21 protein-coding genes and 1 pseudogene are annotated in these 25647 nt (G+C 67.7%); 14 read left to right on the top strand and 8 right to left on the bottom strand.

Going from position 1 to position 25647, the window contains the following annotated elements; translation table 11 throughout:
- Positions 1-45 precede the first annotated feature (45 nt).
- A complete protein-coding gene (locus AB4Y64_RS07265; RefSeq protein WP_441815761.1) occupies positions 46-1323 on the top strand; it encodes an acetyl-CoA C-acetyltransferase in 1278 nt (425 codons plus the stop codon).
- A gap of 44 nt (positions 1324-1367) precedes the next feature.
- Here the strand turns inward: AB4Y64_RS07265 and AB4Y64_RS07270 are convergent, their stop codons facing one another.
- From AB4Y64_RS07270 to AB4Y64_RS07280, 3 genes are read right to left on the bottom strand one after another with little or no spacing between them, the layout of a single operon-like run.
- Complete coding sequence (locus AB4Y64_RS07270; RefSeq protein WP_441815762.1) at positions 1368-2618, bottom strand: heme biosynthesis HemY N-terminal domain-containing protein; 1251 nt, start codon at positions 2616-2618, stop codon at positions 1368-1370.
- A gap of 23 nt (positions 2619-2641) precedes the next feature.
- Positions 2642-3670: a uroporphyrinogen-III C-methyltransferase gene (locus AB4Y64_RS07275; RefSeq protein ID WP_441815763.1), complete on the bottom strand. Its 1029-nt coding sequence runs from the start codon at positions 3668-3670 to the stop codon at positions 2642-2644.
- A 21-nt stretch (positions 3671-3691) separates the two neighbouring features.
- Entirely contained in the window at positions 3692-4468 is a 777-nt protein-coding gene (locus AB4Y64_RS07280) for a uroporphyrinogen-III synthase (protein WP_441815764.1), read from the bottom strand.
- 53 nt (positions 4469-4521) lie between these two features.
- On the opposite strand from AB4Y64_RS07280, the gene AB4Y64_RS07285 reads away from it, so the two are divergent.
- From AB4Y64_RS07285 to AB4Y64_RS07305, 5 genes are all read left to right on the top strand, one after another.
- On the top strand, positions 4522-5025 hold the full coding sequence (locus tag AB4Y64_RS07285; RefSeq protein WP_441815765.1) for a YiiD C-terminal domain-containing protein: 504 nt from the start codon (positions 4522-4524) through the stop codon (positions 5023-5025).
- Positions 5026-5089: 64 nt separating this feature from the next.
- The gene (locus AB4Y64_RS07290) at positions 5090-5518 is read left to right on the top strand and encodes a hypothetical protein (protein WP_441815766.1); all 429 of its coding nucleotides are present in this window, start codon (positions 5090-5092) and stop codon (positions 5516-5518) included.
- A gap of 125 nt (positions 5519-5643) precedes the next feature.
- Positions 5644-6081, top strand: coding sequence for a rhodanese-like domain-containing protein (locus AB4Y64_RS07295; protein ID WP_441815767.1), 438 nt, complete (start codon positions 5644-5646; stop codon positions 6079-6081).
- Positions 6082-6287: 206 nt separating this feature from the next.
- Entirely contained in the window at positions 6288-6806 is a 519-nt protein-coding gene (gene secB / locus AB4Y64_RS07300) for a protein-export chaperone SecB (protein WP_441815768.1), read from the top strand.
- Between the two features lie 13 nt (positions 6807-6819).
- Complete coding sequence (locus AB4Y64_RS07305; RefSeq protein WP_441815769.1) at positions 6820-7848, top strand: NAD(P)H-dependent glycerol-3-phosphate dehydrogenase; 1029 nt, start codon at positions 6820-6822, stop codon at positions 7846-7848.
- 60 nt (positions 7849-7908) lie between these two features.
- Here AB4Y64_RS07305 and AB4Y64_RS07310 read toward each other — a convergent pair whose 3' ends face one another.
- The 3 genes from AB4Y64_RS07310 to AB4Y64_RS07320 all read right to left on the bottom strand — a co-directional run bounded on the left by AB4Y64_RS07310 (position 7909) and on the right by AB4Y64_RS07320 (position 13893).
- The gene (locus AB4Y64_RS07310; RefSeq protein ID WP_441815770.1) at positions 7909-8547 is read right to left on the bottom strand and encodes an outer membrane beta-barrel protein; all 639 of its coding nucleotides are present in this window, start codon (positions 8545-8547) and stop codon (positions 7909-7911) included.
- A 282-nt stretch (positions 8548-8829) separates the two neighbouring features.
- Positions 8830-9441 carry an outer membrane beta-barrel protein gene (locus AB4Y64_RS07315; protein WP_441815771.1) on the bottom strand — a complete coding sequence of 204 codons (612 nt, stop codon included), beginning with the start codon at positions 9439-9441 and terminating at the stop codon, positions 8830-8832.
- Positions 9442-9636: 195 nt separating this feature from the next.
- A complete protein-coding gene (locus AB4Y64_RS07320) occupies positions 9637-13893 on the bottom strand; it encodes an ATP-binding protein (protein ID WP_441815772.1) in 4257 nt (1418 codons plus the stop codon).
- Positions 13894-14152: 259 nt separating this feature from the next.
- Here AB4Y64_RS07320 and AB4Y64_RS07325 point away from each other — a divergent pair, with 259 nt between their 5' ends.
- The 5 genes from AB4Y64_RS07325 (at position 14153) to AB4Y64_RS07345 (ending at position 19579) form a co-directional block, all read left to right on the top strand.
- Positions 14153-14785 (top strand): response regulator, encoded by a 633-nt coding sequence (locus AB4Y64_RS07325; protein WP_441815773.1) that lies wholly within the window; start codon positions 14153-14155, stop codon positions 14783-14785.
- 177 nt (positions 14786-14962) lie between these two features.
- Positions 14963-15523: a fimbrial protein gene (locus AB4Y64_RS07330; RefSeq protein WP_441815774.1), complete on the top strand. Its 561-nt coding sequence runs from the start codon at positions 14963-14965 to the stop codon at positions 15521-15523.
- Positions 15524-15531: 8 nt separating this feature from the next.
- Positions 15532-16086, top strand: a complete 555-nt coding sequence (locus tag AB4Y64_RS07335; protein ID WP_441815775.1) for a fimbrial protein — start codon at positions 15532-15534, stop codon at positions 16084-16086.
- A gap of 41 nt (positions 16087-16127) precedes the next feature.
- Positions 16128-16925 carry a fimbria/pilus periplasmic chaperone gene (locus AB4Y64_RS07340; protein ID WP_441815776.1) on the top strand — a complete coding sequence of 266 codons (798 nt, stop codon included), beginning with the start codon at positions 16128-16130 and terminating at the stop codon, positions 16923-16925.
- 119 nt (positions 16926-17044) lie between these two features.
- Complete coding sequence (locus tag AB4Y64_RS07345; RefSeq protein ID WP_441815777.1) at positions 17045-19579, top strand: fimbria/pilus outer membrane usher protein; 2535 nt, start codon at positions 17045-17047, stop codon at positions 19577-19579.
- Positions 19580-19606: 27 nt separating this feature from the next.
- On the opposite strand, the gene AB4Y64_RS07350 is transcribed toward AB4Y64_RS07345, so the two are convergent.
- Complete coding sequence (locus AB4Y64_RS07350; RefSeq protein WP_441815778.1) at positions 19607-20086, bottom strand: tRNA (cytidine(34)-2'-O)-methyltransferase; 480 nt, start codon at positions 20084-20086, stop codon at positions 19607-19609.
- A gap of 45 nt (positions 20087-20131) precedes the next feature.
- On the bottom strand, positions 20132-20842 hold the full coding sequence (locus tag AB4Y64_RS07355) for an SDR family oxidoreductase (RefSeq protein ID WP_441815779.1): 711 nt from the start codon (positions 20840-20842) through the stop codon (positions 20132-20134).
- A 188-nt stretch (positions 20843-21030) separates the two neighbouring features.
- Between AB4Y64_RS07355 and AB4Y64_RS07360 the strand changes: the two genes are divergently transcribed.
- The 3 genes and pseudogenes from AB4Y64_RS07360 (at position 21031) to AB4Y64_RS07370 (ending at position 25645) form a co-directional block, all read left to right on the top strand.
- Positions 21031-23880, top strand: a complete 2850-nt coding sequence (locus AB4Y64_RS07360; protein ID WP_441815780.1) for a M16 family metallopeptidase — start codon at positions 21031-21033, stop codon at positions 23878-23880.
- 249 nt (positions 23881-24129) lie between these two features.
- Positions 24130-24429: pseudogene (locus tag AB4Y64_RS07365) on the top strand (DUF4156 domain-containing protein); the annotation flags it as partial.
- A gap of 193 nt (positions 24430-24622) precedes the next feature.
- Positions 24623-25645 (top strand): 3-oxoacyl-ACP synthase III, encoded by a 1023-nt coding sequence (locus AB4Y64_RS07370; RefSeq protein WP_441815781.1) that lies wholly within the window; start codon positions 24623-24625, stop codon positions 25643-25645.
- Positions 25646-25647: the final 2 nt, after the last annotated feature.

Genomic DNA, 25647 nt, shown 5'->3' on the forward strand with positions numbered 1-25647 from the left:
GCCGTTAACGGCCGGGTGATCCCCCCATCCGCATGAGGTGTTGCGATGCAGCCTGCCCGTCCCGTTGCCGTGCTCGGTGGCGTCCGTATCCCGTTCTGCCGCCAGAACACGGCCTATGCGGACGTCGGCAACCTGGGCATGTCGGTACGGACGCTGGGCGCCCTGGTCGAGAAATACGGCCTGCATGGCCAGCAACTGGGCGAAGTGGCGATGGGCGCGGTCATCAAGCACTCCAGCGACTGGAACCTTGGTCGCGAAGCGGCGCTGTCGTCGGGACTGTCGCCGCTGACCCCGGGCATCACCCTGCAGCGCGCCTGCGGCACCTCGCTCGACTCGATCGTCCACATCGGCAACAAGATCGCCGCCGGCCAGATCGAGGTCGGCATCGGTGGTGGATCGGACACCACCTCCGACGTGCCGATCGTCTACGGCCAGAAGCTGCGTCGCCGCCTGCTCGAAGCCGCCCGCGCCAAGACTCCGCGCGACAAGCTGGCCGCGTTCAAGGGATTCCATCTGCGCGAGCTCAAGCCCGAGTTTCCGGGCGTGGCCGAGCCGCGCACCGGCAAGTCGATGGGCGACCACTGCGAGGACATGGCCAAGCAGTGGAACATCTCGCGCGACTCGCAGGACGAGTGGGCGCTGTCGTCGCACCAGAAGCTCGCCGCCGCCTACGAGCGCGGCTTCTTCGACGACCTGGTGGTGAGCTTCCGTGGCGTCTCGCGCGACAACATCCTGCGTCCCGACAGCACGCTGGAAAAGCTGGCCTCGCTGAAGCCGGCCTTCGACAAGACCTCCGGTCGCGGCACGTTGACCGCCGCCAACTCGACCCCGCTCACCGATGGCGCGTCGGCCTGCCTGCTCGCCTCGGAAGAATGGGCGCGCACGCGCGGGCACGAAGTGCTGTGCTACCTGCGCGACGCCCACGTGGCCGCGGTCGACTTCGTCCACGGCGAGGGGCTGCTGATGGCGCCGACGGTGGCCGTGCCGGAGATGCTCAAGCGCAATGGCCTGACCCTGCAGGACTTCGACTTCTACGAGATCCACGAAGCCTTCGCAGCACAGGTGCTGTGCACGCTGCGCGCCTGGGAGAGCGAGGAGTACTGCAAGAACCGCCTCGGCCTGGAGGCACCGATGGGCCGCATCGATGTGGCGAAGATCAATCCCAATGGCTCTTCGCTGGCGGCCGGACATCCGTTCGCAGCAACCGGTGCGCGCATCGTCGCCACGGCGGCGAAGGAACTCAAGCAGCGCGGCGGCGGACGTTGCCTGGTGTCGATCTGCACCGCCGGCGGCATGGGCGTGGTCGCCATCCTGGAGCGCTGACGCAAGCGCCGACGCGGACGGAGCGGGGGCAGGCGCAAGCCTGCTCAGCCGCGCAGACGCGGCACGCCGTGCTCGTTGCGCTCCTCGACCACGGCCTGGTCGAAGATCTTCTGGCGCAGGTCGCGCCCCGGCAATTCCTGTGTCGCCGCGCCACGCGCGGCATTGAGCGCATTGGCGTAACACAACCGCGCGAGCTTCTCGTCGCCGGCCTGGCTGAAGCCGTGCCCGAGTTCTTCCCAGGCCTCGCTGTTGGCGCCCTGCGCCAGTGCCCGATGCAGGTACGTCTCCGCTTGTGGCCATTGGCCCTGCGCGCGCGCCAGGCGCGCCAGCGTCACCAGCAACGCCGGGCTGGCCGGGTGTGCCTGCAGCCAGCGCTCGGCATTGCCACGACGGGCGTCGAGGCGCCCGATCGGGAGTTGTCCGTAAAGTCCCGCCAGCGACTCGTCCCAACGTGCATCCAGCGCCTGCTCGATGCTTCGGGCCGCCGCTTCGTCCCAGCGCAGCGCCGCGGCGCGCTCTGCATACGCGGCCACTGCGGCCGGATCGTTGCGCAGCGGTTTGGGCAGCGCTTCCCAGCGGTCGGCCAGGACATTGGCGTCGCCGGCCTCACGCAGTGAGGCCGCACCCCATTGCGCTTCCAGCGCTGCCAGGCGATCGCCGGGCCACGCCTGCTGCTGGCGCAAAGCCCCGAGCAGACCATAGGCCTCACCACTGCGGCGAAGCGCGACCAGCGCCTGCGCGCGCAGCGCCAGTCCACGCGGCGGCAGCGGCGCCGCAGCCACGCTGTCGAGCGCGGCCAGCGCATCAGCCGGACGGTCGCGTTGCAGGGCCAGTTCGGCAGTCACCAGCGCGCGTTCGATTGCATGGCCGTCAGCGAGAGCAGCCAGGTGCCGCTGCGCTGCCGCGTCGTCGCCGCGCGCGGCCGCCGCGCGCGCCGCGCCGGCATGGGCAAGCGCGCGAACGTCCGCCTGCGCCGACGCCTGCGTGAGCAGTTTCTCGGCGCGGCTCCACTGACCCTGTTCCAGCGCACTCAGGCCATCGATCAGCTGCGCCCGCGCCTGGCGCTTGCGGTGCCGGCGCATCGCCGCGAACGGCAGGCTCAGCAGCTTCCACACCAGCCACAGGCCGGCGGCGAGCAGCAACAGCATCGCCACGCCCTTGGGCACGTTGGTGATGTAGTCGTTGCCGCCGTAGCGCACGAGCACGTAGCCCGGATCCTGCAGCAGCACCTGCGCCACCAGTGCGCCGGCGAGCGCCAGCACGATCCAGAACAGCAGGTTGCGGAAGATGTTCATGGGCGCCTGCTCCGTTGCGTCCTTCAGTCCGCCGCGCGCAGTTGGCGCAGCTGCTGCAGTGTGCTGCCGAGCGTCGGAAGCGTCAGTGAAAGCGGGCGCTGCGCCAGCTCGCGCATGCGCGTGCGCTGCTGCTGCAGCGATGGCGACTCCGGCCACAGCCGTGCCTGCCAGGCTTCAGCACGTTGCAGCGCGGCGCGGAAGCCGGCCTCGTCGCGGCGTTCGGCCGCGGCACGGGCCAGCGAAATCTCCAGTTGCAGGCCGGCCGTCGCCGCGATGCGGTCCGACGGCTGCACCGCCACCGTGCGATCGCTCGGACGCACGTCGATCAGGCTCGCAAACGCGCGCCGCCACCACGGCGCCAGGGGTTCGTCATGCGCGACGGTCGCGCTTGGCGCGGCCAATGCCGTCTGCGCCAGCGCGTCGAGTTCGGCCATCGCCTTCACGCGTGGCTCGACGCCCAGTGCATCAAGACCGGCGCGCTCCTGCTGCAACGTCTGCCGCAGGCTCAGGTAGGCAGGGTCGTCGACGCCGTCGAGCACATGCCCGGCAAGCGCATAGGCACGGCGCGCGCCGTCGAGGTCGCCGGCAATCAGCAGGCGCTGCTGGCCGAGGCTCAGCAACAGTTCGGTCTCGTCCAGGCGCAACGCCTGCGCGCCATGGCGATCGGGATCGGCCAGCTTGGAAACGGTGTCCTCCAGCAGCGCCGCGCGCTGTCCGACGCCGAGCAGTTCGTCGCGCAGCACGCGGTTGGTGGCGTCGGCCTGTTGCAGGCGTTGAACCTGCGCGCGCTGGTCGCGGCGGATCGAGTCTATGCGGCCGTCCAGGGCGTCCAGCCGTTGTCCGGCATCGCTGGCCTGTGCACGGTCGCGTTCGAGCTTCGCCTGCCACTGCATCCAGCCGTAGCCGGCCGCGGCCGCGACGATCAGCACCACCACCAGCCACAGCCAACCGCGCGAACGGCGTGGCGTTGCGGAAGCGACAGGCGCGGGGGCGGGGGTTGATTCCGGCGTGGAGGACACGGCTGCTGGCTGAAGCGGGAGGACGGCCGCCATGCTACCGGATGACGATGTGCGTCACGCCCCGTCGTTCAGGCGGCTGATCACCATTGCCGCCGCCGCCACAAGATCGTTCGGGCGCGCGCTGCGGGCAGTCGTCACATCAGTGAAGCCAAGCAGCCGCGCCAGCTCCGCCAGCCGCTCGCTGGCGGCAACGACGGAAGACTGCAGCAGCCGCTCGCGAGCCGCTGCAGGCAAGGCGTCGAGGATCGCCTCGAGCGCCTCGCCACTCGACAGTGCGATCACCGTGGGCGCCGTCAGCGAGACCAGCTGCGCAACCGCACGCGGCGGCGGTGCGACCGTGTCGCGTTGATACACATCGGCCCGCAGCACCTGCGCGCCGCGCGCCTGCAGTGCCGGCACCAGCACGCCGCGGCCCCCCGGAGCGCTGACGAAGCCCAGATCGGACCCGGCCAGCTGCTGCAGCCCGGGCAGGGCCAGCAGGCCTTCGCTGTCCATCCGCGATGGCGCCGAGACGTCGTCCACACCGGCGCGCCGCAGCGCCGCCGCGGTGCCCGCGCCAACGGCGAACCATTGCTGGCCCGGCTGCGTCCGCAGCGGCTGCAACGCGCGCGCCGCCCGCACCGCGGCCGGGCTGGTCACCACCACGCGCGCGGCATCCAGGGCGACGCGCAGCGACTGGCGCGTGCCATCGTCGTCGCGCAGCCGAAGGCGCCAAGGCGACAGCGCCACCATGCCGCCTCCCGCGCGGGCGGCGGCACGGCGCAACGCGTCGTGCTCGCCGCGCGGACGCAGCGAGATCACGTACCATCCGGGCGGCGCAGGGGCTGGCATGCCATCAGCATAGCCGCCTCGCCCGCATCCCCCACCGCTCGCACGCACGCCGCATGAATCAGCCATCGCCCGTTCCCGAACAGGACTACGACCACGCTTCCGCCCTGGAGCGCCTGCATCACCACTACCAGTCGATGCCGCCGGTCGCGGCGATGGACGTGCGCATTGCCTCCTACGACGGCCAGCGCCTGTGCCTGCACGCGCCGTTGTCGCGCCATGTCAACGACAAGGGCTGCGCGTTCGGTGGCAGCCTGGCCTCGATGATGACGCTGGCCTCGTGGGGCGTGGTGTCCCTGCACATCGAGGCGGCCGGGCTCGAGGCCGAGGTGTTCGTCGCCGACAGCCAGATCCGCTACCTCGCACCGTTGTTCGCCGACCTGGACGTGCATGCCGAACTGGCCGCCGATTCCAATTGGCCCGGCTTCATCGCCACCCTGCGCGAGCGTGGCCGTGCCCGTATCGGACTGGTCGCGCGGGCGATGCTGCCCGACGGCGGGGTCGCCACCGAGTTCGTCGCCCGCTATGTCGCGATCCTGAAGCAACCCCTTCGGGCGTGAACCGCAGCGCGGACCAGCGCCGCGGTTTGCCCTTAGGATGTCGCCGAGCCCTGGGGGAACACCGATGCGCCGCCTGACCCGATTGATGAGCCTGGCCCTGCTGCTGGGCATGCTGGCGGTCGCCGGCAGCGCCATGGCCAGCCGCAAGACCGACACCCTGGACCGCAACCAGTACGCCTGGGCCGGTGCGATCCGCTGGGGCGATTTCGACGCGGCGCTGACCCTCGTCGACCCGAAATACCTGGCCGAGCATCCCGTCAGCGAACTGGAGCTGGCCCGCTTCGAGCAGGTCCAGATCACCGCCTACCGCGACCACGGCAGCAGCGTGGACTGGAAGGCCGGGGTCGCCGTCCGCGAAATCGAGATCGCGGTGGTCAACCGTCACACCCAGGCCGAGCGCACCGTGCGTTTCCGCGAGCAATGGCGCTGGGACGAGGAAGCCAAGACCTGGTGGGTGGTCGGCGGCCTGCCCGACCTCTGGGAAGGCCAGTAGCCGCCTCGCCGGCGTGACCGGGGGGCTGCCCGCCAAGGCATGCCTGGACGCCTGGAACCTGCGGATTTTGCGCAGCCGGCGGCCGTGGGAGACAATCCCGGCCCCGTTTCATCTGCAGTGATGCCGTGACCTTCCAAGAACTGCTGGCCTTCGCCGAGCGCCACACCACCCTCTCGCTGGCGCTGGCCGGCCTGACGATCGCCATCATCTACACCGAGGTCGCGCGGCTGTTCCGCGGCTACAAGGCATTGCGCCCGGCCGAACTGACCGGCCTGATCAACCGCGAGAACGCGCTGGTCATCGACCTGTCGGCCAGCAACGACTTCGAGAAGGGCCACATCGCCGGCAGCAAGTCGGTGCAGCCCAGCCAGTTCGATCCCGAGAACAAGCTCCTGGCCAATGCCAGGGACCTGCCGGTCGTGGTGGTCTGCCGTACCGGCCAGGGTTCGGGCGACGCCGCCAAGCGCCTGAAGAAGGCCGGATTCACCAAGGTCTTCTGGCTCGACGGCGGCATCGCCGCATGGCAGCAGGCCGATCTTCCGCTGGTGAAGGGCCGCGCCTGAGGCGACACGCCGGGTTGCGGTGCCGATCGCGGTGCCATTTGCGGCGGCGGTCTTGATCGCCGTCGCCACGCCCCAACACCCACTCGTGGGGATCGCGATCGAGGCTTGCCGCAACGGCTTGGCCTCGCGCAATCTGAACAGCCGGCCGCGCCAAGGGCGCGTGCCATAATCGATTTCTTTCCGTATTAATTGTCTGGAGTTACGAGATGTCCGAAGAAAACGTCAACGGCGGCGCCGCGTCTGCTGAAGCCAACGGCCCGGCATTCACCGTCGAGAAGATCTACGCCAAGGACGTCTCCTTCGAGGTCCCGGGCGCACCGGCCGTGTTCAACGAGCAGGCCCAGCCGCAGCTGCAGATGAACCTCAACCAGAGCGTGCAGCGCCTCAACGACAGCGCCTTTGAAGTCGTGCTCGGCATCACCCTGACCTGCAACGCCGGCGACAAGACCCTTTACGTCGCCGAAGTGAAGCAGGCTGGCGTATTCGGCCTGGCCGGTTTCGACCCCCAGACGCTCGACGGCATGCTCGGCACCCATTGCCCGAACGTGCTTTACCCGTATGCGCGCCAGCTGATCAGCGAGCTGATCCAGACCGGTGGTTTCCCGCCGTTCTACCTGCAGCCGATCAACTTCGAAGCGCTGTACGCCGAAGGCCTGCGCCAGCGTGCCGCCCAGCAGAATGGCGAGGCCGGCCTGGCCGACGCCGAGACCGCCGGCAACGCCTGATCGCGGCCGCGGCATGGAAGCGAAACCACTGCCCAGCGTCGCGGTCCTGGGAGCGGGTTCCTGGGGCACCGCCCTGGCAGCCCTGATCGCACGGCACGGTCATCCGACCGTGCTGTGGGGCCGTGATGCCGAAGGCATCGCGGCCATTGACGGCCGCCACGAGAACCCACGCTACCTGCCGGGCATCGCCCTGCCGGAATCGCTGCGCGCGACCACCGACCTGGCCGACTCCCTGCAGGGCGCCGACCTGGTGCTGGTGGTCGTGCCTTCGCACGCCTTCGCGCAGACCCTGCGCAACCTCGCCCCGTACCGACCGGCCCATGCCGGCGTGGCCTGGGCGACCAAGGGCTTCGAACCCGGCAGCGGTCGCTTCCTGCATGAAGTCGCCGAAGAAGTGCTTGGCGCCGACGTGCCGCTGGCCGTTGTCACCGGCCCGTCCTTCGCCAAGGAAGTCGCCCAGGGCCTGCCAACCGCGCTGACCGTGCACGGCAGCCACGCCGACTTCTCCCAGGAGGTCGCCGATGCACTGCACGGCCCGGCCTTCCGCGCCTACACCGGCAACGACATGCTCGGCGCCGAACTCGGCGGCGCGATGAAGAACGTGCTTGCGGTCGCGACCGGTGTCGCCGACGGCATGCAGCTCGGGCTCAATGCACGCGCTGGCCTGATCACGCGCGGGCTCAACGAGATGTTGCGCCTGAACCACGCCATCGGCGGCAAGGCCGAGACCCTGATGGGCCTGGCCGGACTCGGCGACCTGGTGCTGACCTGCACCGGCGACCTGTCGCGCAACCGTCGCCTGGGCCTGGCCTTGGGCCGCGGCCAGTCGATCGAGGACGCCGTACGCGAGATCGGGCAGGTGGTGGAGTCGGTGCAGACCGCCGATGAAGTGATGCGCCAGGCCGAACGACACGGCGTCGAGCTGCCGATCTCCAGCGCCGTGCAGGCGGTTCTGCATGGCGAGATCACGCCCGCCGTAGGACTGCGCCTGCTGCTCTCGCGCGAGCAGAAACCGGAATATCCGCGCGATCTGTTCGGCTGACAGCGGTCAAAAAAAACCCGGCGCAAGCCGGGTTTTTTCCTGGTGTACCTGGCGCCGGCTTCAGAAGCTCGCGCGCACGCCCACGGTGACCTGCGAGAACTCGTCGCCAAACTCGGCTTCGCCGACCACGCCCCAGACCGGCGTCATGCGGTACTGCAGCCCCAGCGTCGCACTGAAGGCGCCATCGTAGACATCGCCATCGGTGTAGTTGCCCTTGCCCCAGATCTCGACGTCGTTGGCGATCCAATGGCGCACGCCGACCGCGACGCGGAAGTCGTCGCCGTCCTGGCCGCCTTCACCGTCGTCCTTCACGTCGATGTTGGTGCTGAGGTAGCTCAGATCGGCGACCAGGTCGGTGCGCTGGTTCAGGCTCTGGTGATAGCCGAAGCCGAGGATGCCCTGGTCCATGTCGATGCCGGCGCTGCCGAGGTCGCCGATGATCGGCGCCGACACGCCCACGTCGTCGTCGCCCTTGCGGTAACTGCCGAACACATGGAACTGCGACTCGCCCAGCGCGACCGAGCCGCCGACGAAGAATCCGCCTGCCTTGACGTCGTCGATGTGGATGCCATCCACCTGCGGCAGTTCCTGGTTGAGCTGGGCGTAGCCGCCTTCCAGGTAGGTATAGCTGTGGCTGCCGGCACGGGCGGCAAACGGAGCCGCTGCCAGCGCGAGCGCCAGCACGAGTTGCTTGTTCATGATGTCCCCAAGAGTGGATGCCCGCGGGTTGCGCGGCATGAACGCATTATCGCGGAACGCCGCGCGCCCATGGCAACCCGGCGCGGGCCGGTGTCGGCAACTGCAACGCCGGTCCCAGTTGCGCCTGGAGGGCTTCCACTGCCGCGGCGCTCAACTGGCCGTGGGCCAAAAAAAAGCCCGGCCGAGGCCGGGCTTTCAGTTCGCGAGGTGGGGGAGAGAGAGCCATCGCGATGAAACACATTCGTCCCTCTCTCGCAGAACGCGGGAGAGGGACGGTAACGCTTAGAAGCTCATGCGCGGACCGACGAAGTACGAGGTGTTGCCGTCGACGAACTTGACTTCGCCGTTGACGCCCCAGGTCTGGTTGAACTTCACCTGGGCGCCGAGGCGGCCGTAGAACTCACCATCGGCATGTTCGTAGTCTTCGTAGCCGGCCAGAGCGTAGCCTTCGAAGTTCGGCGTGAACGCGCCGCGCACGCCGGCCTCGACGTTCCAGCCGTCTGCATCGGTGCCACCGAAGTTCACGGCGCCGACGTTGAAGCTGTCGGTCTCGGCCTTCTGGTAGCCAACGCGGGTCAGCAGGTCGAGCTGCGAGTTCAGCTCATGGTTGTAGCCCACGCCGACATTCCACTGGTCGACATCGATGCCATTGACGCGGCCCAGGCCGGTATCGAAGTCGTCGGTCTTCTGGCCGCTGTAGCCACCGTACAGGTGGAAGTTCGGCGCGATCGCAGCCGAACCGTTGATGGCCCAGCCATCGGAATCGAGCGAATTGTCGCCATTGGTGGCGGCATAGCCCGCCTCGACGTAGGTGTACGACACGCCGTCAGCGGCGGAAGCAGCAAACGGGGCGGCGGCAAGCAGGGTCAGGGCAGCAATCAGGGAACGCTTCATAAGGTCTCAGCCTGTTTTTTGGTTTGGATCCGATGCCGGACTCTCGAAAACAGAGTCATTCGGGGGAAACGTTGACCGGCACCGGTGGCGTGAGTATCCATACGTAACCGAAATTTAACCTGAATACTGAACCGACCCGTGCAGGAACCAATCAGGTGAAGGCGTGGTCGGGGGCCCGGCGGAGGCCATGCGGGCTCAGGCCCGGCCATCGGCGACATGGCCTGCGACGTCGTCGTCGGGCGTGTCCAACAGGCGGTCAAGCCGGTCGAGGCAGCGCAGCAGCAGATCGCGCTGGCGCGTGAGCGGGAGCGCTCCGATTCCGTCGCGGTTCGCCGGCGGCATGTCGCGCAACAATGCCAGCGCGCCGTTCATACGATGCAACAGCCGGGTCTGCCGAAGCGTGTCGCCGGCCGCGAGGGCCGCATCGAACTCGCGCATGTCCTCGCGGCAGGTCGACAGCAGTTCCTTCAACAAGCTCTGCGCATCGTCGGCGCTGCCGAGCGTCTCGGTCAGCAATGCCATCGGGTCGGCAAGCATCGGCGGCGCGACATCCCAGGGCCCGACGCCCGGGCCGGGATCGAGGTGACGCGCCAGCATCGAATCGAGCTCGTGCAACGTCATCGGTTTGGACAGGAAGCCATCCATGCCCGCATCGTTGCAGCGCTGCACGTCCTCGGGCAGCGCACTGGCCGACAAGGCGATGATCGGCAGGCGCCTTGTTGCGCCCGGCTCACTGGCGCGGATGTGCCGCGTGAGGGCGTAGCCGTCCATCCGTGGCATGTCGCAATCGGTGATCAGCAGGTCGAACGCATCGTCGGCGAGCATGGCCAACGCCTGTTCGCCATCGGTGGCCAGGGAATGGTCGAAGCCCAGGTGCCCCAGTTGCCGGGAGATCACCGCGCGGTTGACCGGATGGTCCTCGGCCACCAGGATGCGCGCCCACCGGTGCTGCCGTGAACGCGGCCCGCTGCGTTCGCTAGCGGCTTCGATCGGCGCGGGCTGCTCGAACACTGCATGGCAGGCATCGCGAAGCGATCGCCAGAGCAGCGGGTTGCCGTGCAGCACGCCATGGGCCTGCGCCGCGATCGCATCGCCCGCGTGTGAGTTGGAGTCATCCAGCAGCAGGCAGCGCCCGTGCTTTGGACGCTGGCCGCTCTCGACCAGCCTGCGGTCGACCAGGAACAGATCGGTGCGATCGCAATCGAGCGTGTCCCAGTCCGCAGGCTCCACCTCGGCCACGCTGAACCCCATCGAAGAAAGCGCATTGGCCAGCTCGCGCGCAAACATCGCATCCCGCGTGCACAGCACGGCCGTCTTGCCGGCGAAGCCAGGCAGCGGCTGCAATGTCGCCGCAACAGGCAGCATCAGCTCGAATGTTGCGCGCGTGCCTTCGTCGGGCGTGCTCTGCAGCTGTACGGTGCCGCCCATCAGGGTGGCCAGGCGCTGGCAGATGATCAGCCCCAGCCCTGACCCACCGAAGCGCCGCGTCGTGGAGGATTCGGCCTGGGTGAACGGACGGAACAGGCGCAGGAACTGTTCGCCGGAAATACCGATGCCCGTGTCGACGACGGTGATCGACAGGCGTTGTCCATCTTCACTCTCCCCGACCAGGTCTATCTGCACCTCGACATGGCCATGGTGGGTGAACTTGATCGCGTTGCTGAGCAGGTTGGTGATGATCTGGCGGATCCGCACCGCGTCACCCGTGAACTGCGCGGCCAGACGCCAATCGATCACGCAGTACAGGCGCAGCCCCTTCTCCCGTGCCCGCGCGGAGAACAGGCCAATGACGCCGTCGGCCAGCGCGCGCAGGTCGAACGGCGCGCTCTCCAGCTCAAGCCGGCCGGAATCGATCCGCGAGAAGTCGAGGATGTCGTCCAGGATCTGCAGCAGCGTCCGCGCCGAGTCCTGCACCATCGACAGCATGTTCGCCTGTTCGCGGTCGGTATGCGTCTGCGCGAGCAGTTCGACCAGGCCCAGCACGCCGGCCATCGGCGTGCGGATCTCGTGGCTCATCATCGCCAGGAACGCCGCCTTGGTCGCGACCGCGGCCTTGGCCTCGGCATTGGCGCGCGCCAGCGCCTGGGCCTGCTCGTGGCTGTCGGTGACGTCGATCCAGTAGCCGCTCCAGTCCACCGATCCGTCGTTGCCACGCCGTGGTGGTCCGCCTGCGGTACGGATCCAGCGCAGCCCATGCACCGAGTGCATGCGCACGTCGAACTGCTGCATCGGCTCCATCGCTTCCGCAGCCGCGGCAACGTTGCTGGCCAGCAGCTGGCGATCGTCGACGTACACGTGCGAGAACGCCAGCGTCTCGTCCGCCACCATCTGTTCCGGAGTCAGCCCGATCGTTCCCAGCGTGTCACCGCCGGCATAGGTGAACCGGCGCTTGCCGTCGGCCGATACCCGCAGTTCGAACACGGCCGAGGGCAGGGTGCGGGCAATCTCCGCCAGCCGCAGTTCCGAGGCCCGCGCACGCGCTTCGGCGACGCGGATCTCGGTGATGTCCACCGCGGTCCCGAGCAGGCCGGCATGCTCGCCGTTGCCAAGTTCGAAGATATGGATCCACAACAACTCGTAACGCTCGCCGCCGGGGCTGTCGGGCGATTCGGTGCGCACCTCCCTGGTGAGGTGTTCGCCGGTGTCGAACACCGACATCTCGAAGGCGTGGATCGCATCGATCTCGACCGGCAGGTGCCGAGTCTCCAGCAGCGTGCGGCCGATCAGCTGGCGCGAATCGACCCCGTAGCGCTTCGAGTAGGCGAGGTTCACGGCAAGGTATCGCCCCTGTGTGTCCTTCACGAACACCGGATAGGGGATGTTGTTGAGCAGCCGCTCCTGGAACTGCAGCTGATCGGCGAGTTTGCGTTCGGCAGCGGTGCGGGCGCGCACCTGCCGGCGCATGCCCAGGTGCGCGACGCTCATGACCGCGACGATCGCGCCGCCGGCGAGCAGGATGCCCAGCACCCAGCCCCAGGGCACGCCAAACCGGTACTCGTTGCTCAGCCAGCGCGCGCGGATCGTACGCTTCTCGTCATCGCCGATGCCGGCCAGGACACGATCCACCATCGGCAACAGCGCGGCGTGGTTGCGGCGGACGCCAAAGGCGAGCTCGTGGTCCAGCCCGGTCGGGCCGACCATCTGCAGACGCGCCGCATAACGGTCGCGAATCAGGGCGTCGATCGCCGGAAACGTGCCGATGAAAGCATCGGCTTTGCCATCCGCGACCAGGGCCAGGCCGGCTTCATTGCTGCCCACCGGCACCAGCGTGCTCTGGTCCAGGACGATGCTCAGCCGCGCCAGCAATCCGGCCTCTTCGCGCGCTGCGACGCGTCGCCCGCGCAGGTCTTCGGGCCCGGCGATCACCGGCCCGTGCACGCGCGCGACGATCACTTCGGGAAAACGCTCGTAGGCGCGACTGAACATCAGGTCGTCGCCACGGAAGTCGCCCATCATCGCCGCAGCGACCATGTCGACTTCGCCGGCCTGCACCATCTGCTGCAGTTCGTTCAGGTCCCTCGCCGGCACCAGTTGCAGGCGAAGCCCAAGCACCTTGCGCACGGCGGCAAGATAGTCGGCCGCCATCCCGTCGAACTCGCCATTGGCATTGACGAACGAGTACGGCGGTCGATTGGTTTCGTAGCCGAGCCGCAGCACCGGCAGATTGTCGAGAACGCGCCGGTCATTGGCGGTCATTCCGGCGACGGGGGACATCGCCTGCGGCAGCATGTCCACGCCCCACCGCTGCTGCAGGCGCAGCAGCTCGGCGGGCCTGACCTCGGCCTCGGCCTTGCGCAGCACGCGCGTGAGCATTGCATCGCGAAGCGGGATCGCCAGCCCGATCTGCACCGCCGGAACATTCAGCGCACCCAGCAGGACGAGATCATCGGCTGGCCGCTGGTGCAACAGCGTCTGCGTGCGGTACTCGGTATGGCCGATGTAGGCATCGGCTTCGCCGTCGGCGACCATGCGCAATGCTTCGCGGCCGTCCTCGGCGTACAGGATGAGGGCGCGCGGGAACCGCTTTACCGCCCACGTCGCCGTCTCCAGATAGCGGCGCTCCACCACGATCCGTGCGCGATCCAGGTCGGCCTCGTCGCGGATGCGCACGTCGCCGCGGCGCGCGACGAGCATCAGGTAGCCCTTGAGGTAGGGCCGGAGGAACTGGAAGTGACTGCGCCGCGTCGCGGTATTGGGCTGTCCGAGCAACAGGTCGTAACGCGGCATCTCCCAAGCCGCCGGCCACGACACCGGTTCCCAGTCCGTGAACGGATCGAACGAGAGGCGCAGCCCGACTTTCGATGCCAGCAGCCGCGCATAGTCGGGCCCGAGCCCCTCCGGATGCCCCGCCACCCAGGTCTCGGCCGGCAGGTGGTCGCCGGCGAACACGCCCACGCGCACGACCGGATGGCTTCGCCTCCACGCCAGCTCGTCCGCGCTGAGCGACGCCATGCCCGTGTCCTGAGCCAGCGCAGGAGCGAGCACGCCAAAGAACGCCACCAGCGTGGCGAACAGGAGGACCGCCGGACTATGTCCGGGTCGATGTCGGAATGGCATAACCGATCGCACTGAGAGGACCCCTGAACGGCCCACGCTAGTGAGTGCCTTCCTGCAAATCCATCAGAATCGTCTCAATTTACTGCGCGCATCCGAGTTGCGTACGTGCACTGCCAGAGCGATGATTCAACGTTGATTCGGCTGCACCGACGCCATGACGCTACGAATAATCCTGGCCGACGACCACCCCATAGTCCGCAGCGGTGTCCGCGTCCTGCTGGAGCGCAACAACATGCAGGTCGTGGCCGAAGCCGGCAGCACCGGCGAGCTGGTCAGGGCCCTCGACGAGCACCCCTGCGATGTACTTCTGACGGACTTCAGCATGCCGGGCGGCCAGCTGCCCGATGGCCTGGCCATGCTCGAGCACCTGCGAAGCCGGTGGCCGCAGGTGCCGATCATCGTGCTGACGATGATGAACAACCCCGGCGTGCTCAGTTCCATCCTCGGCACCGGCGTGCGCGGGCTGCTGAACAAGTCCGACGCACTGTCGGAGCTGCCGCTGGCGATCCAGGCGGTCTCGCATGGCCGCGAGTACGTCAGCGCTGCAGGCGGTCATCAGCTCGATCAGATGGAAGGGCATGATTCGACCCGGTTGCCTCTGTCGCCGCGCGAAGCCGAAGTGCTCGGTCTGTTCGTCTCGGGGCTGACCGTGTCGCAGATCGCCGAGCGGCTCGACCGCAGCATCAAGACCGTAAGCCGGCAAAAAATGGACGGCATGTCCAAGCTGGGGCTCAAGACCGATCTCGAAGTCTATGCCTACGCGCGTGAGCACGGCCTGCTGGCCTGACTGCCCCGCGTAAGCGCCCATCGCGGGCACTCCAAGACGATTCTCATACCGCGCATGCAGCCGGGTTCCTAGCCTGTAACAGCTCTGCAGCAGGCGGGTCACTGACATGTCCAAGCCCGGTAGGCGGCATGTCCCACCGCAGAGCCCACCCATCAACTGCCACACAGGGAAGGTCGCATGATGGACCACAAGCTCTCCTGCGCAATTGCGCTGATCGGACTGGCGATGACGTCGAGGGCCGCAAACGCCTCCGATGGCACGATCACCTTCACCGGAATGATCACCAGCCAGACCTGCTCGATCAACGGCACCGCGGCCGATGGCGCGCGGAACATCTCGGTGTCGCTGCCACGGGCAACGCAGACAAGTCTGACCGCACTGAACTCGACCGCGGGCGACACCGCATTCGCCATCTCGCTTACCGGCTGCACGCCCGAAGAGGGCAGGGTGCACACGCGCTTTGAACCCGGGGCCACCGTGCACGCGGCGTCCGGCGAGCTGATCACGTCCGGCGCCGGCGCCAGCAGCAGCCTGCGCATCCAGCTCCTCAACGGCAACGGCACGGTCATCAACGTGGGGGCGCCGGACGCAACCCAGGGTTCGGTTGCCCAGAGCATTCCCGTCGGCGGCGCCGTCACGCTGAACTACATCGCCCGTTACAAGCGCGCGGCCACCACGCCAGTGCTCGGCGCCGGAGCCATCGCAGCGACCGTGACCTACTCCCTGATCTACAACTGAGCGCGCGCATGAACAACAAGCTGACCATCCTCGGGGCCCTTCCCGCGCTCGCACTTGTTTCCTTGGCGGCCGTTGCGTCCGACGGCGCCGTCAACATCACCGGGGAAATGACGGCACAGACGTGCTCGATCAACGGCACGGCCGCCGACGGCGCCCGTAACATCGCGGTGCCGCTGGCGACCATTTCCCGATCGAACCTGTCGACGATTGGTTCGGTATCCGGCGATACGCCGTTCCAGATCGCATTGAGCGGTTGTTCCCAGGGCACCGGTTCGGTCCGTACGCGTTTCGAACCCGGCACGAGCGTCGATCTGGCCACGGGCGAGCTGATCACCAGCGGCCCGGGGAGTTCGGCGGGCCTGCGCATTCAACTGCTCAACAGTGACGGCACGCCGATCAATGTCGGCTCGTCCATTGCCTCGCAGAACTCGGCGCTGGCGACCATCCCGGCCAGCGGTGCGGTCACGCTCAACTACGTTGCCCGCTACCATCGCCTGAGCAGCACGGCGCTGGCAGTGGGAGCGGTGACCTCGAGCGTCACCTACTCGCTCATCTACAACTGAGCCGGGCCGTGTCGCACAGTGCGATGCCGCAGGCCTCCTCCATGAACAGCCAACGCCATCTCGGCAAGGTCCTGTGCGCCTCCGGGATGCTTGCAGTGTGCGCGTTCGTGACGGAAGCACGAGCATCCGTGGTCATCGCGGGCACGCGCGTGATCTACCCGGCACACGAGGCGGAGGTCACCGTCAAGCTCAGCAACGACGGCAGGACGCCGGCGCTCACGCAGGTGTGGCTGGACGAGGGTGACCCGAACGCGACGCCCGCCACGATCGAGGTTCCGTTCACCGTGACACCGCCGATTGCCCGCATCGACCCCGGCAAGGCTCAGACGATCCGCATCATCCACACCGGCGAACCACTGCCGCAGGACAAGGAATCGGTGTTCTGGCTGAACATGCTCGAGGTGCCTCCGAAACCAGGTCCCGGTGCAGCGGCCGGGTCCAACACCTTGCAGATGGCCTTTCGCACCAGGATCAAGCTGTTCTACCGTCCCGACACGCTCAGGGCCGGCGACGCAGGCGCGGCGCCGTCGAAACTGCGGTGGCGCCTGGCAGCGGAAGGCGATCGCAGCGCACTGCAGGCATTCAACCCGACGCCTTTCCACGTCTCGCTGTCGCTGGTCGAAGTCACGGGTGGCGGCAAGACAGCGCGCTTCGGCGACGGTGGCATGGTCGGCCCGGGCGAGACCAGGGCGTTCCCCTTGCAAGGCGACGTGCCGGAATCTGCTGGAGCCAAGCTGCTTTATCACGCCATCAACGACTACGGGGGCGTCATCGAGGGTGAGGCAGCGCTTGACCAGGCAAGCCCGCTCGTAGCTCCCACGCTGCTCCCCGTGCGCTGACAGACAACGCGGTGAGCGCGACCGAACTGCCATCCGTACCGGCGTCGCGTCGCGGGCGGGGACTGGCTATCCGGAGATCCATCATGTGCGCGGCCAGACCGCCAATGCCGTGCCTGCGTATGCGTCCCCTCAGTGTTGCCGTCACGGCGCTGTTGGCCAGCGGCGGGGCGTCCGCCTGGACCGGCGGTCCAGCTGCCGATGACTCCGGCTCGCTGGTGGAATTCAACGACGCGTTCCTGCAGTTCGGCAGCGACGGTAGCGCGGTGGACATAAGCCGCTTTGCCAGGGCCAATGTTGCGTTGCCGGGTACGTACCTGGCCGATCTGTACGTCAATCAGGCCCCGCGCGGCCAGGTTGAAGTCGTGATGCAGGTCATGACGCCGGGCCACGACGCGGAGCCCTGCATCGGCGAGGACCTGTTGGGACGTCTTGGCATCGACATGACCCGGTTGTCGCCCGAGGCCATGACCCGTTTGCGGGAGGCCGATGCGGGCGCGTGCATCACGTTGCCGGAACTGATTGCGGATTCCACCGCGGTATTCGACAACGGTGAGCAGCGCTTGGATATCGGCGTTCCCCAGGCCGCCCTGCTGCGGCAGGCACGAGGCTACGTCGACCCGAGCCTGTGGGACGACGGCATCCGTGCGTTTCGCCTGCAGTACAACGCCAACGCCTACCGCTCCGGATCCGGCCGCGACACCGCGACGCAGGCTTACGCAGGTATCAATGCCGGGGCAAACGCCGGGCCGTGGCGCCTGCGTCATATCGGCAACTTCAACCACCACCAGCACACCGGCGTTCGCTATCAGGGCATCCAGACCTACCTGCAGCGCGCGGTCGTTCCCCTGAAGAGTCAGTTGACCATCGGCGAGTCCTTTACCGATGGCACGGTGTTCGACAGCGTCGGCTTTCGCGGCATCCAGCTCGCCAGCGACGAGCGCATGCATCCCGAATCCCAGCGCGGCTACGCTCCGACGGTGCACGGCATTGCCAGCAGCAATGCTCGCGTGCAGATCCGTCAGGGCGGGAACATCCTGTATGAAGCCAACGTCGCCGCCGGCGCGTTCGAGATCGACGACCTGTACCCGAGTGGCTATGGCGGCGACCTTGAAGTGGTGGTCACCGAGGCCGACGGCAGCGTCAGCATTTCCAGGGTGCCCTATGCCGCGGCGGTCAACGCCCTGCGGCCAGGGGTGAGTCGCTTCAGCCTGACCGCCGGCGAGTATCGCCATCCTTCCGTCGATGCCACTCCGGCGTTGCTGCAGGCCACCTACCAGCGCGGGCTGGGCAACCGGCTCACGGCCTATGGCGGCATCACGGCGTCGGACGAGTACGCGGCTGCAGTCGTCGGTGCGGCGTTCAATACGGCGATAGGCGCGATCGGCCTGGACATCACGCGGTCCCGGGCCGGCCTGCCGGCACAACCAGACCGCGGTGGCCAGAGCCTGCGACTGAGCTACAGCAAAGTGATCGCTCCGACCCGCACCAATCTGACGCTGGCGGCGTACCGCTACTCCAGTGACGACTATCTCGACCTCGAAGATGCGGTGGCGATCAACCATCGCCGTCCGGACGACCTGCTGGCAGAACCCGATCGCGAACGTGGCCGCTTGCAGCTGTCGGTCAACCAGGACCTGCCCGGCGGCGGGGGCTCGTTCTACCTGACGGGTTCACGCCAGGACTACTGGAACCGCGCCGAAACCCATACGCAGTTCCAGATGGGTTACAACAACGCCTACGGCCGCATCACCTTTGGTTTCTCCGCTTCGCGCCAGTTCGACCTCGGGCGCGCTGCCTGGGACAACCGCGTGGTCTTCACCATTGGCGCCGCCCTGGGTAGACACCCACGCGCGCCTTATGCGCAGACCACCGTGCAGCGCGATTCGCTGGGCGCAACAAGCCTCCAGCAATCGCTGACGGGCACGCTCGGCCGCGACAGTGCCTTCAGTTACGCAGTCAATGCCAGCCGCCACCGCGATGGCAGTGCGCGGGCAACCGGCAGCCTTGGCGCGAACGCCTCCTACTCGCTGCCGTCCGCTATCGTTTCCGCCAGCGCCAGCAGGTCCAACCGCTACAACCAGGCCGGGGCCGGCATCTCCGGTGGCATCGTGGCCTACTCCGGCGGCGTAGTCCTGACCCCGACCATGGGCGATACCCTGGCCATCATCCGGGCCAAGGGCGCCAGGGGCGCCACCGTTCCCAATGGCAGCGGCCTGCGCATTGATCGCTGGGGACACGCGGTGGTGTCGAACCTGTCGCCGTTCACGCGCAGCGCCATCGAAGTGGATCCCCGAGGCTTGCCGCTGCATGTGCAGCTCAACTCCAGCCAGGAGCAGACGGTGCCCACGGCCGGGGCCATCACCCTGGTCAAGTTCGACACCACCAGCGCCGGTCGCGCCGCGATCCTGCACGCCAGGCGTGCAGATGGAGCCGCTCTGCCATTTGGCGCCGATGTCATCGATGACTCCGGCAGGAGCGTCGGAACTGTCGCGCAGGCCGGGCGCATCGTGGCCGGCAATCTGGTGTCCGACGACGGGACGCTCCACGTGCGCTGGGGTGAAGCAGCGGATGAGGCCTGTGCGCTCGACTACGTCCTGCCAGCGGCGCGTCGTGCGAAGGCCACCCATGCAGTGGTGAACGTGTTGTGCGAATGACGGCGCGCCGCCGCAGAACCGCTACGGCTATTGCCCGCCGCTGAATCCCTGCTGGCGCCACGCCTCGAACACCACCACCGCGACCGCGTTTGACAGGTTGAGGCTGCGGTTGTCCGGCCGCATCGGCAAGCGCAGGCGCTGCTGTGCCGGCACGTGCTCGAGCACCTCCGTCGGCAGCCCACGCGTCTCCGGGCCGAACAGGAACGCATCGCCCGGGCCATACGCGGGACCATCGAAGCGCACCGTGCCGCGCGTGCTCAGCGCGAACAGGCGTGGCGGCACGCCATTGGCTTGCGCGATCGCCGCCAATGCCGAATCGAGATCGTCGTGAACCTGCAGCGTGGCGTACTCGTGGTAGTCGAGGCCGGCGCGCTTGAGCTGGCGGTCCTCCAGGTCGAACCCCAGTGGCCGGATCAGGTGCAGCCGCGCGCCGGTATTGGCGCACAGGCGGATGACGTTGCCGGTGTTGGGGGGGATTTCGGGCTGGAAGAGGATGACGTCGAACATGGCTTCAAGTGTGGAGCGCAGACAGTGGTGGTAAGGATGCCGTCGTCACCACGGCAAGGGTTTGCCCTGCCAGTCGATGAAACGGCCGCTGTCGGCCAGCTTCGCCGCATCGATCACGGCCAGCAGCCCGCGCGCGGAATCGGCTGCCGTCACCTGCGCGCCACTGCCGCCCATGTCGGTCTGCACCCAGCCAGGATGCAGCGCGATCACGGTGATCCCGCGCTCGCGCAATGCCTGGGCGAGCAGCACCGTGGCCATGTTCTGCGCCGCCTTCGAGATCGCGTAGGTCGGCGTGTGGAAGCCGTCCACGGAGGCGATCGAGCCGAGCATCGAGGACAGGTTGGCGACCTTGGCGCCTTCGACCAGGTGCGGGGCCAGTGCCTGGGTCAGCAGGAATGGTCCACCGGCGTTGGTGCGCAGGCTGTCGTCCAGTTGCGCGGCCGCGACATGGCCGAAGCGTTCGCCCGAATGCAGTACGCCGGCATTGTTGATCAGCAGGTCGATGCCGTCGGTGACCAGCGGCAACTCGCGGGCGAGTTCGGCGTGCGACTTCGGGTCGGTCAGGTCCAGCGGCAGCACGTGCAGACGCCCGGGGTTCTGGCCTGCGAGCTGGTTGAGCGCGTGGGCGCGGCCGGGATGGCGGCTGGTTGCGATCACGCGGTCGCCGCGGGCGAGCAGCTGGCGCACGAACTCCAGGCCGAGGCCACGGTTGGCGCCGGTGACCAGGCTGCGGCGGGCAAGCGGGGAGTCACTCATCGCGGTCGACCCTGGGCGGCGAAGGCGCCAGTGTATGGCCCCGGCCGATGCTGTGCCGCGTTGGTCCGGAGGCACGGCGACTACGGGTCCTTGGGACTTTTGGCCTAGTGCCTGCATCCGCCGGTGGCCTAGGATGAGGGTTCCACTCGGACAAGGGAGTCCGGGTTTCCCCAATCAGGAGTGTCTCCATGTACGCATCCCTCCGACCGCGCGCCGCGGTCCTCGCCGTCGCCCTGGCTACGGTCATCGGCGGAACCGCCTTCGCGTCCTCCGCCGTCGAGGCCGCGCCGAAAGCGACCGTGGACATTCCGTACGAGGAGTTCACCCTTCCCAATGGTTTGCGCGTGGTGGTGCACACCGACCGCAAGGCGCCGATCGTGGCGGTCAACATCTGGTACCACGTTGGCAGCAAGGACGAGCCGGCCGGACGCACCGGGTTTGCGCACCTGTTCGAACACCTGATGTTCAACGGCTCGGAAAACCATCGCGGCGAGTTCTTCGAACCGTTCGAGCTGGTCGGCACCACCGACCAGAACGGCACCACCAATTCCGACCGCACCAACTATTTCCAGAACGTGCCGACCACCGCGCTCGACATGGCGCTGTGGATGGAGTCCGACCGCATGGGCCATCTGCTCGGCGCGATCGACCAGGCCACGCTCGATGAACAGCGCGGCGTCGTCCAGAACGAAAAGCGCGAGGGCGAGAACCAGCCCTATGGCCAGGTCTGGGACGAGCTGGGCAAGGCGATGTATCCCAAAACGCATCCCTACCACCACAGCACCATCGGCTCGATGGCCGACCTCAACTCGGCCTCGCTGGACGACGTGAAGGGCTGGTTCCGCACCTGGTACGGCCCCAACAACGCGGTGCTGGTGCTGGCCGGCGACATCGACGTGCCCACCGCGAAGGCCAAGGTCACCGAGTACTTCGGCAACATCCCGGCCACGCCGACCATGGCCCAGCCCAAGATCGACGTCGCCCCGCTGGAAAAGTCCACCCGCACGACCATGACCGACAAGGTGCCGCAGGCACGCATCTACCGCGTCTGGAACGTCGCCGAGGCCGGCACCACCGACATCGACCAGCTGCAGCTGCTGGCGCAGGTGCTCGGCGGCAGCAAGTCCTCGCGCCTGGACCGCCGCCTGCTGCACGCGGACAAGCTGGTCGACAGCGTTTCCGCCTCGGCCTATGCCTCGCAGCTGAGCTCCAACTTCCTCGTCACCGCCGACGTGAAGCAGGGCGTCGACCCGGCCAAGGTCGAGGCGGTGATCGACGAGGAGATCAAGCGCCTGCTCAAGGACGGCCCGAGCAGGACCGAGGTCGAACAGGCCCGCACCGTGTTCAAGGCCGGCTTCGTCCGCGGCATCGAACGCATCGGCGGCTTCGGCGGCAAGGCCGACGCGCTGGCCGAATGCACCGTCTACACCGGCAATCCCGGTTGCTTCCGTGACAGCCTGAAGGTCATCGACACCGCCACGCCGAAGGACCTCAAGGCGATCGGCAGCAAGTGGCTCGACAACGGCAGCCACACGTTGCTGGTGGTGCCGGGTGAGCGCACCGCGATCGCGGAGGATCCATCGGTGACGCCGGCGCCGCTGACCCTGCCGCCGGTGGACCCGAAGTTCACCACCACGCCCAGCCCGGTCGACCGCAGCAAGGGCGTGCCGGTGACCAGCCAGTTCCCCGACCTGAAGTTCCCCTCGCTGCAGCGCGCGACGCTGAAGAACGGCACCCGCCTGATCCTCGCCGAGCGCCATGACATCCCGGTGGTGCAGATGAGCTATGAGTTCCTGGGCGGCTTCAGCGCCGACCAGGGCCGCAAGCTCGGCACCTCCAGCTTCACCATGGGCATGCTCGACGAAGGCGCGGGCACGCTGGATGCACTGGCCTTCGGCGACCGTGCCGAATCGCTGGGCGCCAACATCGGCGCAGGCGCATCGCTCGACGGCGGCAAGGTCTTCCTGTCGGCGTTGAAGCAGAACCTGGTGCCGTCCATCGACCTGTTCTCGCAGATGCTGCGGGCGCCGCGCTTCGACCAGAAGGAGATCGACCGGGTCAAGGCGACCTGGGTGGCGGGCATCAAGCAGGAGAAGGCGCGCCCGAACGGCGCCGCACTGCGCGTGCTGCCGCCGCTGCTTTACGGCGAAGGCCATGCCTATGCGATGCCGTTCAGCGGCAGCGGCACCGAGGAGTCGATCTCCTCGCTCACGCGCGAAGACCTGGTCGCGTTCCACCAGGCCTGGGTGCGGCCGCAGGATGCGACCCTCATTGTCGTCGGCGACACCACGCTCAAGGAGATCGTGCCGCTGCTCGACAAGCACCTGGGCGACTGGAAGGGCACCGGCGAGGCGCCGCCCAAGCCGACCATCGGCGAGGTGGCCCGGCCGAAGTCGCCGCGCGTGTTCCTGATCGACCAGCCTGGCGCCGTGCAGGCGAACATCTTTGCCGGTGAAGTGGTGCCGTCGACCAAGGACCCCAGCTCGGTCCGCTTCGACATCGCCAACTCGGTGCTGGGCGGCGAATTCTCCTCGCGCCTGAACATGAACCTGCGCGAGAACAAGCACTGGGCCTACGGCGCCTACAGCTTCTCGGCCAACTCGCTTGGCCAGCGCCCGTGGATGGCGTTCGCGCCGGTGCAGATCGACAAGACCGCCGACTCGCTCAAGGAACTGCAGCGCGAGATCAGCGCCTACGCCAGCGGCCAGAAGCCGCCGACCGCGGAAGAGGTGGCCAAGATCCAGGCGACCGAGATTCGCGGCCTGCCCGGTTCGTTCGAAACCGCCTCGGCGGTGCTGGGCGCGATCAGCGCGATCGTCCGCTACGACCGTCCTGACGACTACGTGTTCAAGCGCAAGGCCGAGATCGAGGCGCTCACGCCGGAACAGGTCAAGGCTGCCGCCGCCACGATCGATCCGGACGCACTGACCTGGGTGGTCGTGGGCGACATCAAGCAGATCGAGCAGCCGGTGCGCGCGCTGAAGCTGGGCGACGTGCAGGTCCTCGACTCCGACGGCAAGAACGCATCCGGGAAGTAACCGGCACCGGCGACCTCTCTCCCCTTGCCGGGAGAGGGGTTGGTGCAGGTGGCCTTTCGCACCCCCAAATGCGGTCATGTTGCCGAACCGCGACCGCCGCCTCAGTCGTTGTTCAATTCACCTCGTTCACAACGGCTGCCAGTACGACGACAATCGCGTCCATTCGATGGCCTGGTTTGTTCGCGTAGTCCTCGGGCACATCGATTCAATCAATATTCGGAGCAGGCAATGCGTCAGTCGATGTGGGGAATGGTTCTGGCGGTCGGTTCGCTGTTCGCGATCGGCGGCTGCACCTGGGTGCCGATGGCGCCGGGCGCATCGGCGATTCGCGTGATCGACGGCAGCAGTGCGCCGGCCGGATGCGAGAAGCGTGGCGAGGTCGAGGTCTCGGTCAAGGCCGGCGTCGGCTTCTACGAACGCAACCCGCTGCGCGTCCGCGAGGAGCTGGAAACGGCTGCACGCAACGAGGCCCCGGGCCTGCAAGCGGATACCGTTCAGCCGATGGGCGAACCCCTGAACGGCTCGCAGCGCTACGCAGCCTGGCGTTGTGGCGCCGGGAAGGCCGCCTCGGCAGCTCCCGGAGCCGGCAGCAGCGCCCAGACCTATCCGATCGGCCGCTGAGGCGGGCACACCGGCCGGTCCGACCGTCCGTCGCCGGGGGCGGCTACCACACGCCACCGCATGGTGGGGTGCCCCATAAAGCGTTAACATGGTGTGTTCATCCGTCTCCGGTCCGATCCCCATGTTGTTCCAGCACGTAGCAATTGCCGGCCTCGCTCACATCGATGCACCACGCCGGCTGACCTCGGACGAGATCAACGCGCGCCTCAAGCCCACGCTCGATCGCCTCGGCATCAAGTACAACGTGCTCGAGGAAGTCGCCGGTGTGCGCGAGCGCCGTCTCTGGGACGGTGAAGTGCGCGCATCCGATGCCGCCACCCTTGCCGGCGTGAAGGCGCTGGCTGATGCCGGCATCGACGCCGATCGCGTCGGCCTGCTCGTCAGCACCTCGGTCAGCCGCGACTACCTTGAGCCGTCGACGGCTTCGATCGTGTCCGGCAACCTGCGCCTGCCCGACACCTGCCAGAACTTCGACGTGGCCAACGCCTGCCTGGCGTTCCTCAATGGCATGGACATCGCCAGTCGCATGATCGAGCGCGGCGAAATTGATTACGCCCTGGTCGTCAACGGCGAGACCGCCGACCTGGCCTACGAGAAGACGCTCGAGCGCCTCAGCCGCGACGACGTCACCGAAGAGCAGTTCCGCGACGAGATGGCCACGCTCACCCTGGGCAGCGGTGCCGCCGCCATGGTGCTGGCCCGTACCGAGCTGGTCCCGGGCGCGCCGCGCTACCGCGGCAGCGTGACCCGCTCGGCCACCGAATGGAACCAGCTGTGCCGCGGCGACATGGCGCATGACCGCATGGTCGCCGACGGCCGCATGTTGATGATCGAAGGCCTGAAGCTGGCCAAGACGACGTTCGTCGCCGCGCGCGCCGCGATGGGCTGGGTGGTCGAGGAGCTCGACGAGTTCGTCATCCACCAGGTCAGCAAGGCCCACACGCAGGCGTTCCTGAAGGCGTTCGGCATCGATCCGAAGAAGGTCATGACGATCTTCGGCGAGCACGGCAACATCGGCCCGGCTTCGGTGCCGATCGTGCTGAGCAAGCTGCGCGCTGCCGGCCGCCTGAAGAAGGGCACGCGCGTGGCGCTGCTCGGGATTGGTTCTGGCCTGAACTGCTCGATGGCGGAAGTGGTCTGGTAAGA

This window comes from Lysobacter sp. TAF61 (assembly GCF_052113485.1).
Lineage (GTDB): Bacteria > Pseudomonadota > Gammaproteobacteria > Xanthomonadales > Xanthomonadaceae > Lysobacter_J.